The organism is Streptococcus porcinus (assembly GCF_901542335.1).
GTDB classification, from domain to species: domain Bacteria; phylum Bacillota; class Bacilli; order Lactobacillales; family Streptococcaceae; genus Streptococcus; species Streptococcus porcinus_A.
Genome location: NZ_LR594036.1, coordinates 1,027,925 through 1,041,512, shown reverse-complemented (window position 1 = coordinate 1,041,512; position 13,588 = coordinate 1,027,925). Strand labels below are relative to the sequence as shown.

Annotated in this window: 14 protein-coding genes; 12 read left to right on the top strand and 2 right to left on the bottom strand. The window is 36.4% G+C overall.

Translation table 11 applies throughout. The features are described 5' to 3' along the window. Positions 1 to 30 precede the first annotated feature (30 nt). The 10 genes from FGK96_RS04945 (at position 31) to FGK96_RS04900 (ending at position 8,344) form a co-directional block, all read left to right on the top strand. Positions 31 to 1,317 carry a bifunctional folylpolyglutamate synthase/dihydrofolate synthase gene (locus FGK96_RS04945; protein WP_138081914.1) on the top strand — a complete coding sequence of 429 codons (1,287 nt, stop codon included), beginning with the start codon at positions 31 to 33 and terminating at the stop codon, positions 1,315 to 1,317. Then, on the top strand, positions 1,310 to 1,873 hold the full coding sequence (gene folE / locus FGK96_RS04940) for a GTP cyclohydrolase I FolE (protein WP_138081912.1): 564 nt from the start codon (positions 1,310 to 1,312) through the stop codon (positions 1,871 to 1,873). Before FGK96_RS04945 ends, folE begins: the two co-directional genes overlap by 8 nt. Positions 1,874 to 1,886: 13 nt before the next feature. Then, complete coding sequence (gene folP, locus FGK96_RS04935; RefSeq protein ID WP_138081910.1) at positions 1,887 to 2,687, top strand: dihydropteroate synthase; 801 nt, start codon at positions 1,887 to 1,889, stop codon at positions 2,685 to 2,687. 8 nt (positions 2,688 to 2,695) lie between these two features. Then, positions 2,696 to 3,055, top strand: coding sequence for a dihydroneopterin aldolase (folB, locus tag FGK96_RS04930; RefSeq protein WP_138081908.1), 360 nt, complete (start codon positions 2,696 to 2,698; stop codon positions 3,053 to 3,055). Beyond that, a complete protein-coding gene (gene folK, locus FGK96_RS04925) occupies positions 3,052 to 3,543 on the top strand; it encodes a 2-amino-4-hydroxy-6-hydroxymethyldihydropteridine diphosphokinase (RefSeq protein WP_138081906.1) in 492 nt (163 codons plus the stop codon). Before folB ends, folK begins: the two co-directional genes overlap by 4 nt. Positions 3,544 to 3,648: 105 nt before the next feature. Next, on the top strand, positions 3,649 to 4,539 hold the full coding sequence (gene murB / locus FGK96_RS04920; protein WP_138081904.1) for a UDP-N-acetylmuramate dehydrogenase: 891 nt from the start codon (positions 3,649 to 3,651) through the stop codon (positions 4,537 to 4,539). Positions 4,540 to 4,572: 33 nt separating this feature from the next. Beyond that, positions 4,573 to 5,727 (top strand): ABC transporter ATP-binding protein, encoded by a 1,155-nt coding sequence (locus FGK96_RS04915; protein WP_138081902.1) that lies wholly within the window; start codon positions 4,573 to 4,575, stop codon positions 5,725 to 5,727. After that, positions 5,711 to 6,505: an ABC transporter permease gene (locus tag FGK96_RS04910; protein WP_138081900.1), complete on the top strand. Its 795-nt coding sequence runs from the start codon at positions 5,711 to 5,713 to the stop codon at positions 6,503 to 6,505. The genes FGK96_RS04915 and FGK96_RS04910 overlap by 17 nt, the downstream gene beginning before the upstream one ends. Continuing rightward, positions 6,502 to 7,278 carry an ABC transporter permease gene (locus FGK96_RS04905; protein WP_138081898.1) on the top strand — a complete coding sequence of 259 codons (777 nt, stop codon included), beginning with the start codon at positions 6,502 to 6,504 and terminating at the stop codon, positions 7,276 to 7,278. Before FGK96_RS04910 ends, FGK96_RS04905 begins: the two co-directional genes overlap by 4 nt. Further along, the gene (locus FGK96_RS04900) at positions 7,271 to 8,344 is read left to right on the top strand and encodes an ABC transporter substrate-binding protein (RefSeq protein ID WP_138081896.1); all 1,074 of its coding nucleotides are present in this window, start codon (positions 7,271 to 7,273) and stop codon (positions 8,342 to 8,344) included. The genes FGK96_RS04905 and FGK96_RS04900 overlap by 8 nt, the downstream gene beginning before the upstream one ends. Positions 8,345 to 8,429: 85 nt before the next feature. Here the strand turns inward: FGK96_RS04900 and FGK96_RS04895 are convergent, their stop codons facing one another. Both FGK96_RS04895 and FGK96_RS04890 read right to left on the bottom strand, forming a co-directional pair. Then, positions 8,430 to 9,137 carry a response regulator gene (locus FGK96_RS04895; protein ID WP_138081894.1) on the bottom strand — a complete coding sequence of 236 codons (708 nt, stop codon included), beginning with the start codon at positions 9,135 to 9,137 and terminating at the stop codon, positions 8,430 to 8,432. A 1-nt stretch (position 9,138) separates the two neighbouring features. Then, on the bottom strand, positions 9,139 to 10,662 hold the full coding sequence (locus tag FGK96_RS04890; protein ID WP_138081892.1) for a sensor histidine kinase: 1,524 nt from the start codon (positions 10,660 to 10,662) through the stop codon (positions 9,139 to 9,141). 162 nt (positions 10,663 to 10,824) lie between these two features. Here FGK96_RS04890 and FGK96_RS04885 point away from each other — a divergent pair, with 162 nt between their 5' ends. Continuing rightward, complete coding sequence (locus FGK96_RS04885) at positions 10,825 to 12,159, top strand: 2-hydroxycarboxylate transporter family protein (protein ID WP_138081890.1); 1,335 nt, start codon at positions 10,825 to 10,827, stop codon at positions 12,157 to 12,159. Between the two features lie 13 nt (positions 12,160 to 12,172). After that, positions 12,173 to 13,333 (top strand): NAD(P)-dependent malic enzyme, encoded by a 1,161-nt coding sequence (locus FGK96_RS04880; RefSeq protein ID WP_138081888.1) that lies wholly within the window; start codon positions 12,173 to 12,175, stop codon positions 13,331 to 13,333. The last annotated feature ends 255 nt before the right edge of the window (positions 13,334 to 13,588 follow it).

Sequence of the window (13,588 nt, the reverse complement as noted above, 5' to 3'; positions counted from 1 at the left end):
GGGGGATGGCTCTTATGAAGTGAGGAAATTATGTTATATGAAGAAGCTCTGGAATGGATCCACGGACAAACAAAATTTGGAATTAGACCTGGTTTAAAACGCGTTTTCTGGGTATTGGAAAAATTAGGAAATCCCCAAAATAATATTTTTGGGATTCATGTTGTGGGAACTAATGGTAAAGGGTCAACGGTAAATAATTTACAGCGTATTTTAACTGCTTCTGGTTATGATGCGGGTACCTTTACCTCACCTTTTATTATGGATTTTCGAGAACGGATCAGCATCAACGGTCACATGATTAGTAAGACTGATTTGGTAATATGCTGCGACGCGATTAAACCACTGACAGAAAGAATCCCTATTGAAACAGACTTAGGTCCTATTACGGAATTTGAAATTATCACCATTATCATGTTTTATTATTTTGGCAAGCTACATCCCGTTGATATTGCTATTATTGAAGCAGGTTTAGGTGGTCTATATGATTCGACAAATGTCTTTAAAGCCTTTGCAATCATCTGTCCCTCCATTGGTCTAGATCATCAAGATATTTTGGGTGAGACTTATGGTCAAATTGCCGAACAAAAAGCTGGTGTCATAAAAGGCGGTGAAAAAGTTCTATTTGCGATTGATAATGCAGAAGCGAAGCAGGTTTTTCTCGAAAAAAGCCAAAAGAGCGGTAGCCAGGCCTATCAGTACGGAGTGGATTATAGCATGCAAAAGCTGGATAATCTTTACCAATTTTCGTCTATACAAGGCTCCATTTCTGGGATTAAACTAGCCATGCCAGGTCAACATCAGGTGGCTAATGCGGCGCATGCTATACAGGCGTGTCAATTGCTAAAAAACAAGTTTCCTCTCATTACCGATGACGCTATTCGTGCAGGTTTAGAAAAGAACTACTGGTTGGGGCGGACAGAATTAATACTCCCTAATTTGATGATTGACGGTGCGCATAACAAAGAAAGTATCCAAGCTTTGGTCAATGTTCTAAAAACAAACTACAAGGACCGCCATATTCATATTTTAGTTGCTGCCATTAACACTAAGCCAATTGAGCAGATGCTGGAACTTCTTCAAGAAGTTGGAGATTTAGAAGTCACAACCTTTAATTACCCGAGAGCATTTGAACTTAATGATTATCCTTTGGAACTTCCACGAAATAAAAGCTTCGAGGACTGGTTGACTAAGATGGAAGTTAAAGCCAGTAAGGATTTTTATGTCATAACAGGTTCTTTATATTTTATTTCAGAAGTTAGACAATTTTTCAAAAAAAGCGTAAAAGGCGAAGACAGAGAGGATTTTTGCGATGAATAGCAAAAAGGCAGAAGAAGCCATTTATCAGTTACTAGAAGCACTAGGAGAAGACCCACAGCGTGAGGGATTAATAGATACGCCAAAACGTGTTGTAAAAATGTATCAGGAGATGTTTGCGGGATTAGAGATGGATCCTAAAAATGAATTTACAACTGTTTTTGCTGAAGAAACTTACGATGATATTGTGTTGGTCAAAGACATTCCTTTTTACTCCATGTGCGAACACCATCTGGTGCCTTTTTATGGTAAGGCACACGTTGCTTATATCCCTAGGGGCGGCCGTGTAACTGGTTTGAGTAAATTAGCTCGTGCTGTAGAGGTTGCTAGTAAAAGACCCCAATTACAAGAACGTTTGACTAGTCAAATTGCAATTGCATTAGAAGAAGCCTTACATCCAGAGGGTGTTTTTGTACTGGTTGAAGCGGAGCATATGTGTATGACGATGCGTGGGATTAAGAAACCGGGCAGTAAGACTGTTACCAAAATGGCCAGAGGCTCATTTATAGAAAATCGCGAAAGCCAACGGTATATTTTAGAATTAATTAGAGATAAGTAGGAGGATCTAGGTTATGAAAATTGGTAAATTTTCAATTGCTGGGAATGCTACTATTATGGGGATTCTAAATGTAACACCTGATTCTTTTTCTGATGGTGGTTCCTATACCGGTATTGAAGAGGCTATAGCACAAGTGGAGCTGATGATCAGTCAGGGGGCTACCATTATTGATGTTGGTGGTGAATCTACTAGGCCTGGTTATAAGTTTGTACCTGCTGAAGAAGAGATTGCACGCGTTGTTCCAATTATTAAAGCTATTAAAGAAAGATTCAATATTTTAGTAAGTATTGACACTTATAAAACTCAGACAGCTCAGGCAGCCTTAGAGGCAGGTGCTGATATTTTAAATGATGTTTGGGCAGGACTTTATGATGGAAAAATGTTTGCACTAGCTGCTAAATGGCAAGTCCCTATTATCTTGATGCATAACCAAAAAGAGGAGGTCTACGAGCATGTTGTTTCAGATGTCTGCACTTTTCTAACAGAGCGTGCACACCAAGCATTACAAGCTGGCATTTCAAAGGATAATATCTGGATTGATCCAGGCTTTGGTTTTGCAAAGAATATTGAACAAAATATAGAATTGTTAAAAGGTTTAGATAAGGTTTGCCAACTGGGATATCCAGTTTTATTTGGTATTTCACGTAAACGGGTAGTAGATGCTTTATTGGGGGGAAATACCAAAGCATTGGAGCGTGACAAGGGAACAGCTGCTTTATCAGCCTATGCTATCGCAAAGGGATGTAAAATTGTTCGCGTCCATAATATTATTGAAAATAAAGACATTGTCACTGTATTAGAGAAGTTAATGTGAGGAAAGGTATGGATAAGATAAGGTTAAATGGTTGTCGTTTTTATGGCTACCATGGCGCATTAGCTGAAGAACAGATTTTAGGGCAGATTTTTGTGATTGACTTGGAACTGGCTGTTGATTTGTTATCAGCCTCAAAAACTGACTACTTAGAAGAAACTGTACACTATGGCCATGTTTTTGAAAGGGTCAAAGTCATTGTTGAAAGCCAACGCTTTGCGCTGATTGAAAGATTAGGTGGCGCAATTTGTGACGACTTGTTTCAAGAATTTCCGATGATTGAAGGGATCACTATTTCTATCAAAAAGGAGAATCCACCGATTGCAGGACATTATGATTCTGTTGGTATTATTTTGGAGAGAAGAAGATGACAAAGATATACCTTAGTTTAGGCAGTAATATGGGAAATCGGAAGGCTTATCTCGAGAAAGCTATTAGTCAGTTATCTCAGTTACCGAAAACACACTTAGCTAAAATCTCTGCTATTTATGAAACAGTAGCTTGGGGTAAAACGGACCAAGATAATTTTTTAAACTTAGCTGCTTGTTTTGAGACTGATTTAGAACCTATCACTTTTTTAAATCATATTCATACAATTGAAAAGAAACTTGGAAGAGTTCGTCATGAGAAATGGGGACCACGTACTATAGATATTGATATTCTACTTTTTGGAGAGTTAGTATATAAGACTAAGGACCTAACGATTCCTCACCCATTTATGACGCAACGAGCCTTTGTGCTTATTCCGCTTTTGGAAATTAATCCTGAGTTAAAACTTAATGGAGAAACTGGCTATTTATCAGGCTATCTTTCTAGATTACCAAAGAATGATATTAAAAGCGTGGTAAAAGTATCATAATATCTCTTATTAATTATCGTTATTTTTAACAAATTTTGATATAATGGAATCGGCTCTGTGCCGATTTTTTAATGTAAAACGAAATGATTCGGAAAGTAGAGAATAATGATTGAAGAACTTGCCGGAATTGATATCCGGATTAATGAACCTTTAAAAAAATATACTTATACCAAAGTTGGTGGTCCTGCTGATTACTTGGTTTTCCCTCGTAATCGTATTGAATTAACACGGGTTGTTAAGTATGCAAATCAGCATAAGATTCCTTGGTTGGTTCTTGGCAATGCAAGTAATCTAATTGTTCGAGACGGTGGTATTCGTGGCTTTGTGATTATGTTTGATAAACTTAATTTAATAACGGTTGATGGCTATACTATTGAAGCAGAAGCAGGGGCTAATCTGATAGAGACAACCAAGGTCGCTAAATATCATAGCTTAACTGGCTTTGAGTTTGCTTGTGGTATACCAGGAAGCATTGGCGGTGCTATTTTTATGAATGCTGGTGCCTACGGTGGTGAAATAGCTAACATCTTTCTTTCGGCTAAAGTCTTAACGCCAGAGGGTGAAATTAAAACAGTAACAGCGAGAGAGATGGCTTTTGGCTATCGGATATCTGCTGTCCAAACTAGTGGCGATATTGTTATTTCTGCTAAATTTGCTCTAAATCCAGGGAATTTTGAACAGATTTCCCAAGAAATGGATCGTCTCAATTATCTTAGACGTCTAAAACAACCATTAGAGTATCCTTCTTGTGGGTCTGTCTTTAAACGTCCTATTGGTCATTTTGCTGGCCAGTTGATTATGGAAGCCGGCTTGAAAGGTTACCGTATTGGTGGGGTTGAAGTTTCGGAAAAACACGCAGGTTTCATGATTAATGTTGATCAAGGAACTGCGCATGATTATGAACAATTAATTGCTCACGTTATTGCAACCGTCAAAACCAACTCTGGTATTACCTTAGAAAGGGAAGTACGTATTATCGGGGAAGAGTTGACCTGATTGCTCAGATATTTTATGGAGGATTTATGACAATTGACTAAGCCAATTATCACATTTAAAAATGTTTCTAAAACATTTGAAGACAATGGTACACAGGTACTAAAAAATATTAATTTTGAACTTGAAGAGGGTAAATTTTATACTCTTTTAGGTGCATCCGGTTCAGGGAAATCTACTATTTTGAATATTATTGCGGGGCTTATTGATGCAAGCAGTGGTGATGTTTTTCTTGACGGGAAACGAATTAATGATGTTCCCATCAGTAAACGAGATGTTCATACTGTATTCCAAAATTATGCCCTCTTTCCCCATATGAATGTTTTTGATAACGTGGCTTTCGCCTTAAAATTAAAAAATGTCCCTAAAGTTGAAATAGCAAAAAGGGTTCAAGAAACTTTAAAAATGGTTCAATTAGAGGGTTTTGAAAAAAGACCTATTCAAAAATTGTCAGGTGGTCAAAGGCAACGTGTAGCGATAGCACGCGCAATTATTAATCAACCTCGCGTGGTTTTACTTGATGAACCATTGTCAGCTTTAGATTTGAAATTACGCACAGAAATGCAATACGAACTACGTGAACTTCAACAAAGGCTTGGAATTACCTTTGTATTTGTCACCCATGATCAAGAAGAAGCATTAGCTATGAGTGATTGGATTTTCGTCATGAATGATGGTGAAATTGTTCAGTCAGGGACGCCTGTTGATATTTACGACGAGCCGATTAATCATTTTGTTGCAAACTTTATTGGAGAATCTAACATCATTAACGGAACTATGATTGAGGATTATTTAGTGTCCTTCAATGGGAAAACCTTTGAATCGGTTGATGGTGGTATGCGTCCAAATGAACCAGTAGAAGTAGTGATTCGTCCAGAAGACCTGCAGATTACTCTACCTGAAGAAGGTAAGCTCCAAGTTAAGGTTGACACTCAGTTATTCCGTGGTGTTCATTACGAAATTATTGCTTATGATGAGCTTGGTAATGAGTGGATGATTCATTCTACTCGCAAAGCCATTGAGGGCGAAATTATTGGATTGTCCTTTACTCCAGAAGATATTCATATCATGCGTTTAAATGAGACAGAAGAAGAATTTGATGCGCGTATTGAAGAATATGTTGATACCGATGAGCAGGAGGAGGGACTGATTAACGCAATCGAGGAGGAACGTAATGAAGAAAACCTCTAAGTTTTACTCGATTCCCTATTTTCTTTGGATTTTTCTTTTTGTTCTAGCACCAGTTGCTCTCTTATTTTACAAATCTTTTTTCGATATCCAAGGTCATCTTACTCTGGCTAACTATCAGATTTTTTTCAGTTCCTGGACTTATCTACGTATGGTTTTTAATTCCATTGTTTATGCAGGAATTATTACGATAGTCACTCTTTTGTTATCTTATCCAGCAGCCTACTGCTTAACTAAGCTTAAGCATCGGCAATTATGGTTAATGTTAATTATTTTACCGACTTGGGTTAATCTTTTGTTAAAAGCTTATGCCTTTATGGGGATTTTTGGTCAGCAAGGTGGGATTAATGCCTTTTTAACTTTTGTTGGAATCGGCCCTAAGCAAATCCTATTTACAGATTTTTCTTTTATTTTTGTAGCTTCATATATTGAACTTCCTTTTATGATATTACCAATTTTTAATGCTTTAGATGATATAGATGGAAATGTTATAAATGCTAGTCGCGATCTAGGGGCAAATGAAGTTCAAACTTTTTCTCGTGTCATCTTTCCCTTATCAATGAGCGGTGTACGTGCAGGGGTACAGTCTGTTTTCATTCCAAGTTTGAGTCTTTTCATGCTAACACGCCTTATTGGTGGAAACCGTGTCATCACTCTTGGAACAGCCATTGAGCAGCACTTCCTAACCACGCAAAATTGGGGAATGGGTTCTACTATTGGTGTGGTTCTCATTTTTACCATGCTTGTCATTATGTGGATAACAAAGGAGAAAAGCCAATGAAAAAATTTGTTCCAATTTATTTAACATTCACTTTTGTACTTCTCTATATTCCGATTTTATATCTCATTTTTTATTCTTTTAATAAAGGAGGGGATATGAATGGATTTACTGGGGTAACATTGGAACATTATCGGACGCTTTTTGCTGATAGTCGACTGATGTCAATTCTCTTGCAGACTTTTGTCTTAGCATTTTCAAGTGCCTTGATTGCAACCTTCATCGGTACTTTTGGTGCTATATTCATTCATCATGCTAAAAAAAGATTCCAGAATTCGCTCCTATCTGCCAATAATGTTCTCATGGTTTCACCAGATGTTATGATTGGTGCATCATTTTTGATACTTTTTACAACTTTGAAGTTCCAATTAGGTGCTTTTTCAGTCCTCTTAAGTCACATTGCCTTCTCAATTCCAATTGTCGTTTTGATGGTCTTACCACGACTTAAGGAAATGAATCAAGATATGATTAATGCAGCCTATGATTTGGGAGCTAGTCAATTTCAGATGATGAAAGAAGTTATGTTGCCTTTCTTAACACCTGGTATTATTGCTGGATACTTTATGGCTTTTACGTATTCATTGGATGATTTTGCAGTTACTTTCTTTTTAACAGGTAATGGTTTTACTACGCTTTCTGTAGAGATTTATTCACGCGCTCGGCGAGGTATCTCACTTGACATTAATGCCCTCTCAACGATTGTCTTTTTTGTCTCAATACTTTTGGTAATGGGCTATTATTATATCTCACTCGATAAGGAGGACAAGCATGCGTAAATTGTATTCTTTTATTGCTGGGATATTGGCCATTATTGTTGTCCTAGCTGGTCTTTCTTTTGCTATTCAGAAAAAAACAGGGTCTGCTAATCAAGCAGATAAATTAGTCATTTACAACTGGGGTGATTATATTGATCCTGCTTTGCTGAAAAAATTTACAAAGGAAACTGGTATTCAAGTGCAGTACGAAACCTTTGATTCCAACGAAGCCATGTACACCAAAATAAAACAAGGTGGAACAACCTATGATATTGCTGTGCCAAGTGATTACACCATAGACAAAATGATTAAAGAAAAGCTTTTAGTCAAATTGGATAAAAGTAAATTAAAAGGGATGGATGCGATAGGTAAGGAGTTCTTAGGGAAAAGTTTTGATCCTAAAAATGATTACTCAATTCCCTATTTCTGGGGAACGGTTGGTATTGTGTACAATGACCAACAAGTAAGACATGCTCCCAAGCATTGGGAGGATTTATGGCGTCCTGAATACAAAGATAAAATCATGTTGATTGATGGGGCAAGAGAGATGCTGGGAATAGGTTTGACCACATTTGGCAATAGCGTCAACTCTAAAAATATGGACCAATTAAAAGCAGCAGAAAAACGACTTCAATCATTAACGCCAAATATCAAAGCCATTGTTGCCGATGAAATGAAAGGTTATATGATTCAAGGAGATGCTGCTATCGGAGTCACTTTCTCAGGCGAAGCAAGTGAGATGCTTGCTAATAATAAGCATTTGCACTATGTTGTTCCTACAGAAGGTTCAAACCTCTGGTTTGATAATTTGGTCTTACCAAAAACGATGAAACATGAAAAAGAAGCCTATGCCTTTTTAAATTTTATCAATGAGCCTAAGAACGCTGCTCAAAATGCAGAATATATCGGCTATGCTACTCCAAATACCAAGGCAAAAGCTATCTTACCAAAAGAGATAAAAGAAGATCCTGCTTTTTACCCAACAAATGAAACCATCAAGAAATTAGAGGTTTACGACAACCTAGGAAATTATTGGTTGGGAGTCTATAATGATCTCTATCTGCAATTTAAAATGTACCGCAAATAATAAAATAAGACTATCCAATCAAGGGGATAGTCTTATTTTATTATCCCGTTTCCGAAATGCTCACTTACTTTTGAGATTGGCATAATTAAGAGTAAAAGGAGTGGGTAGTAGGGGAAGGTTTTTTATGATAAACACGGTATGGACGTCCCACCTTTGTATAAATCTGCTCACTCAGCAAGTAATTATTTTCTTCTAAAAAAGTAATATATTTGCGAACAGAAACATGAGAAAGTTGGGATTTTTGGGTAATATCTTGTATGGTAAAGGAATCAGCTAAAGTATCAATTGTATTAAGAACAAGCTGCATAGTCGTTTGTGATAGTCCTTTTTCTAATAGCAAGGATTGTCTATTTTGAGAGGACACTTCTTTATTGTTTATTTTAAGAGAGTCAATGTGTTCTTGTTGTAAGGTTGTTTGGTTTAAGCGTTTGAATTGTGCTAAAAATAAGTCAATACTTTCTTTGAACCGTTCGTAGGTAAATGGTTTGATTAAGTAGTCTACAATTCCAAGGTGAAAGCCCAATTTAATATTTTTACCATCATTAGCAGCTGAAATAATAATGACTTCACAATTAAGGTGTTCTTGTCTTAGATACTCTAAAAATTGCAAGCCGTTGCCATCTTTAATATGAATATCCAGTAGGACGAGATCAATCTTGAAGTTATTACATTTTTCTTTAGCATCCTTGATAGTGCTACTGGATAAAATGATATCGAATTGGTTTATTTTTTCCAAATAATTTCGATGAATGAAATCTACCATAGGATCATCTTCGATAATTAAAACATTCATATTACTCTCCTTTATAGGGAATGGCGACTGTAAATTCTAGCGGGGAAGTGAAAAGCTGTTTCGTTGAGTTAGAGTGAGTTTTAACAAGTAGTTGTTTGAAATAGTGGTTTTCTAATATATCTTCGATATTTTGAGCCTCTATTAACTTATCGTTAATTTGATAAGAGCTAAAGAGTGTGTCATCTTGATAACTTAAAGTGATTGTTACAAATTTAGGATTCAATCCTTTTAGTACATGAGTGTGAAGATATCTAAAAATCATTAAGACATTGTTTAATTGATTTTGGGTTTGATTTCGAGGAATATCACTAGTTACTTCAAAGGTCAAACTAACATTGAGCTCTTGAAATTTTTCTTGTTCTCCAATTAGGAAGCTTGCCAGTAGAGGTTCTTTAATTAAAACGGACAAACGCGTAAAAAATTCTGATTCAGGTTCAAGTAAACTATCTAAGTAGATTTTAAGCTGATCAAAATAAGAAATATCAACTAAACCATAAATCACATGCAGCTGATTCATAAATTTATGGGTCTGTGCTTGCAGGGCTGAAGCATATGTTGTCGTATAAACCAGCTGATCCATGGTATATATAGCATCTGAGGCATTCCGAATCAAGAGCAAATAGCCTCGAAGGTCTTTTTTCACAGAAATATGAGAAATTGTAATAAGAAAATCCTCATCCTGCCATTTTAAAAGTTGCTCATGACCTTGATGTAAATCTAGACTGGAAAAGTTTTGGAAAATACTTTCAATTTTTCGTCCTTTAAGATGTTCTAAATTAAGTTTCTGCTGAACTAATTGATTAGCTGAAGGGTTAACCAATTCAATATGATGTTGGCGATTAATAATAAAGACAGCATTTTCGATTTGATCCAGCATAGCATTACGTTCTTCTAAGAGCTGATAAATTTCGCTAGGTTCTAAATTATGGAGTTGTTTTTTTAACCTCATTGAAATAATTGATGTTACTAATAAACTAAAGACAAGGGATAAAATAACTGCTGAGGTGTATTTTTGCTTGGATAAGGTAACAACTTCATTTAAAGTTGTTAATTTTATCCCAACGGCAAGGGCACCTATTTGTTTGCCACTGCTATTTTTAACAGGAATTAAATACCTAAGAGATTTCCCTAAACTCCCCTTAGCTATTGAAATAACTTCCTTACCTTTCAAAACAGTTTTCTCATCTCCACCTTGAAAAGGCTTGCCAATTTTATGAAGATTAGGATGTGTGTATCTAATTCCTTGCATGTCCATAACAACAACATAGTCTAGGTCATAAGCCCTCGTAATACCTTTGGTATAGGAAATAAGTGATTGATTGGTTTGCTTATTTTCAAGACTTTGAATAATTTGATCATTTTCAGATAACATTTTCCCCGTTGCTGTTAGAAGATGACTTTCTTGCTGTTTAATAGAACGGTAGGTTTCATGAATTGTTATCCCATAAAAGATTGAGCCTGTTACGATTATCATACTTACTAATATAAGAGATAAGCTGGCCCATAATGATAGATGTCTTCTCATAAATCCTCCTATTAATTGAGTATATCATAGGAGAAGTTTTAGACCTAGTTTAAATTAATTAAATAAATTGAATTATTTTAGATAGTTAAAGAACTTAAATAAACTTCCGCTTAAGTTTGATATCTCTTATACTAAAATTAACTAATAAAGGGAGGTAGTTTCATGGGGATAAATCATGAAAATGATGCCGTAGATAAAGCATCAGAACACAATCAGAAGAAATGGTTAGCCTTTAAAGTAGGCTCAGTTCCATTACCAGTTTACCTAGTTTTTGCAACTTTAATTCTTTTTACAGCATGTCTTCAACAGTTGCCAGTTAATATGTTGGGAGGTTTTGCAGTCATTTTGACAATGGGGTGGTTGTTAGGCACCATTGGGGCTAATATTCCTGGATTAAAAAATTTTGGCGGTCCGGCGATATTATCGTTGCTCATTCCTTCGATATTGGTATTTTTCAACCTTTTAAACCCGAATATTTTAGGAGCTACCAAAGTTCTAATGAAAGATGCCAATTTCCTATATTTCTATATTGCCTGCCTTGTCTGTGGTAGTATTTTAGGGATGAATCGAAAAATATTAATTCAAGGACTATTTCGTATGATTATTCCGATGCTTCTTGGAATGGTATGTGCGATGGCAGTGGGGACCTTAGTTGGTGTTATTTTAGGATTAGAGTGGCAGCATGCATTATTTTATATTGTTACACCTGTCTTAGCAGGTGGTATTGGTGAAGGTATTTTACCTTTGTCATTAGGCTACAGTGCGATTACGGGCGTAGGAAGTGAACAATTAGTAGCTCAACTTATCCCAGCAACAATTATCGGTAACTTTTTTGCTATTATGTGTACAGCCTTACTATCTCGTTTTGGCGAAAAATATCCGCAATATTCCGGAAAAGGGCAATTGGTGAAGGTTGGTCATGGTGAAGATATGGCTGATGCCCTAAAAGACAATTCCGGGGCTTTAGATGTTAAACTCATGGGTGGGGGCGTCCTTACAGCATGTTCTCTTTTCATAGCGGGTGGTTTATTACAGTATTTAACAGGTTTCCCAGGACCAGTATTGATGATTCTACTAGCGGCCTTCTTGAAATATTTAAATGTTATCCCACAAGAAACGCAGAATGGAGCTAAGCAACTTTATAAATTTATTTCTAGTAACTTTACTTTTCCCTTAATGGCGGGGCTTGGGCTGCTTTATATTCCTCTTAAAGATGTAGTAGCAACCCTAAGTTGGCAATATTTTGTCATTGTTATTAGTGTTGTTTTCACTGTCATTTCTGTAGGTTTCTTTGTTTCTCGTTTTTTAAATATGAATCCTGTAGAGGCAGGTATTATTTCAGCTTGTCAAAGTGGTATGGGAGGAACAGGAGATGTTGCTATCTTAAGCACTGCTGATAGAATGAACTTAATGCCATTCGCACAAGTTGCAACACGCTTGGGTGGTGCCATTACGGTTATTACAATGACAGCAATTTTAAGAATAATTTTCAAATAGAAAGAGGTAAAAAATGACAAAAGATTTTGGACAATTAGCATTAGAGCAAGCGAAAAACTTTGGTGGTAAGTTAGAAGTCATCCCTAAAGTAGCTATTGAAAATAAACATGATTTGAGTATTGCTTATACACCAGGGGTTGCAAGTGTTTCGACAGCAATTGCTAAAGATAAAGAGCTAGGTTACGAATTAACAAGTAAAAAGAATACGGTTGCGGTAGTTAGTGACGGTTCAGCGGTACTTGGCTTAGGAGATATAGGGGCATTAGCTGCTATGCCCGTTATGGAAGGTAAGGCAGCGCTCTTTAAAGCATTTGCTGGTGTTGATGCTGTTCCGATCGTGCTTGATACAAATGACACTGAAGAAATTATTAGCATAGTAAAAGCACTTTCTCCAACCTTTGGAGGCATCAATCTGGAGGATATTTCAGCTCCTAGGTGCTTTGAAATTGAACAACGCCTTATTGAAGAATGTGATATTCCTGTATTCCATGATGATCAACACGGTACTGCAATTGTGGTATTAGCAGCGATTTTCAATTCCCTTAAATTAATTGGTAAAGCTCTTGAAGACGTCAAAGTTGTTGTTAATGGTGGAGGCTCTGCGGGTCTATCTATTACGCGAAAATTATTAGCTGCTGGGGCCAAGCAGGTCACAATTGTTGATAAATTCGGAATCATTAATGAAAAGGATGGTCATAAACTGGCACCACACCATTTGGAAATTGCCAAGCTTACTAACCGAGCATTTCAATCTGGTACCTTAGAAGATGCTCTAGAAGGGGCTGATATATTTGTCGGTGTCTCAGCTCCTGGTGTTTTAAAAGCAGAGTGGATTGCTAAAATGGCTGAAAAACCTGTTATTTTTGCCATGGCTAATCCTATTCCTGAAATTTATCCCGATCAAGCTATTGAAGCTGGAGCCTATATTGTTGGAACTGGAAGAAGTGATTTTCCAAACCAAATTAATAATGTTTTAGCCTTTCCAGGAATCTTCCGCGGAGCTTTAGATGCGCGTGCTAAGACAATCACTGTTGAGATGCAAATAGCAGCAGCAAAAGGGATAGCAAGCTTAATACCAGATAAAGAATTATCACCAACCCATATTATCCCTGATGCCTTTCAAGAAGGTGTGGCAGAAATTGTCGCAAAAAGTGTTCGCCAAGCAGCAGATTAAGTCTCCATTTAGCTCACTTAATATTTCCTCCTAAACATACTAGTGTTTAAAGAAACTTCTTTAAGCACTAGTTTTTTTCTCTCACTTTTTGAAAAACCAAACCTATTGATGTCACTTACTACTTTTTTATGTGTTTTACTTAAAATTATCTTGAAAATAAAATGATAAAATGTATAATTAAATTAAGCATGCTTAATTTAATATTAAAGTCAACTAAATTTAATTGTATTTTACCAAAGCGATTTTTAGAAAACA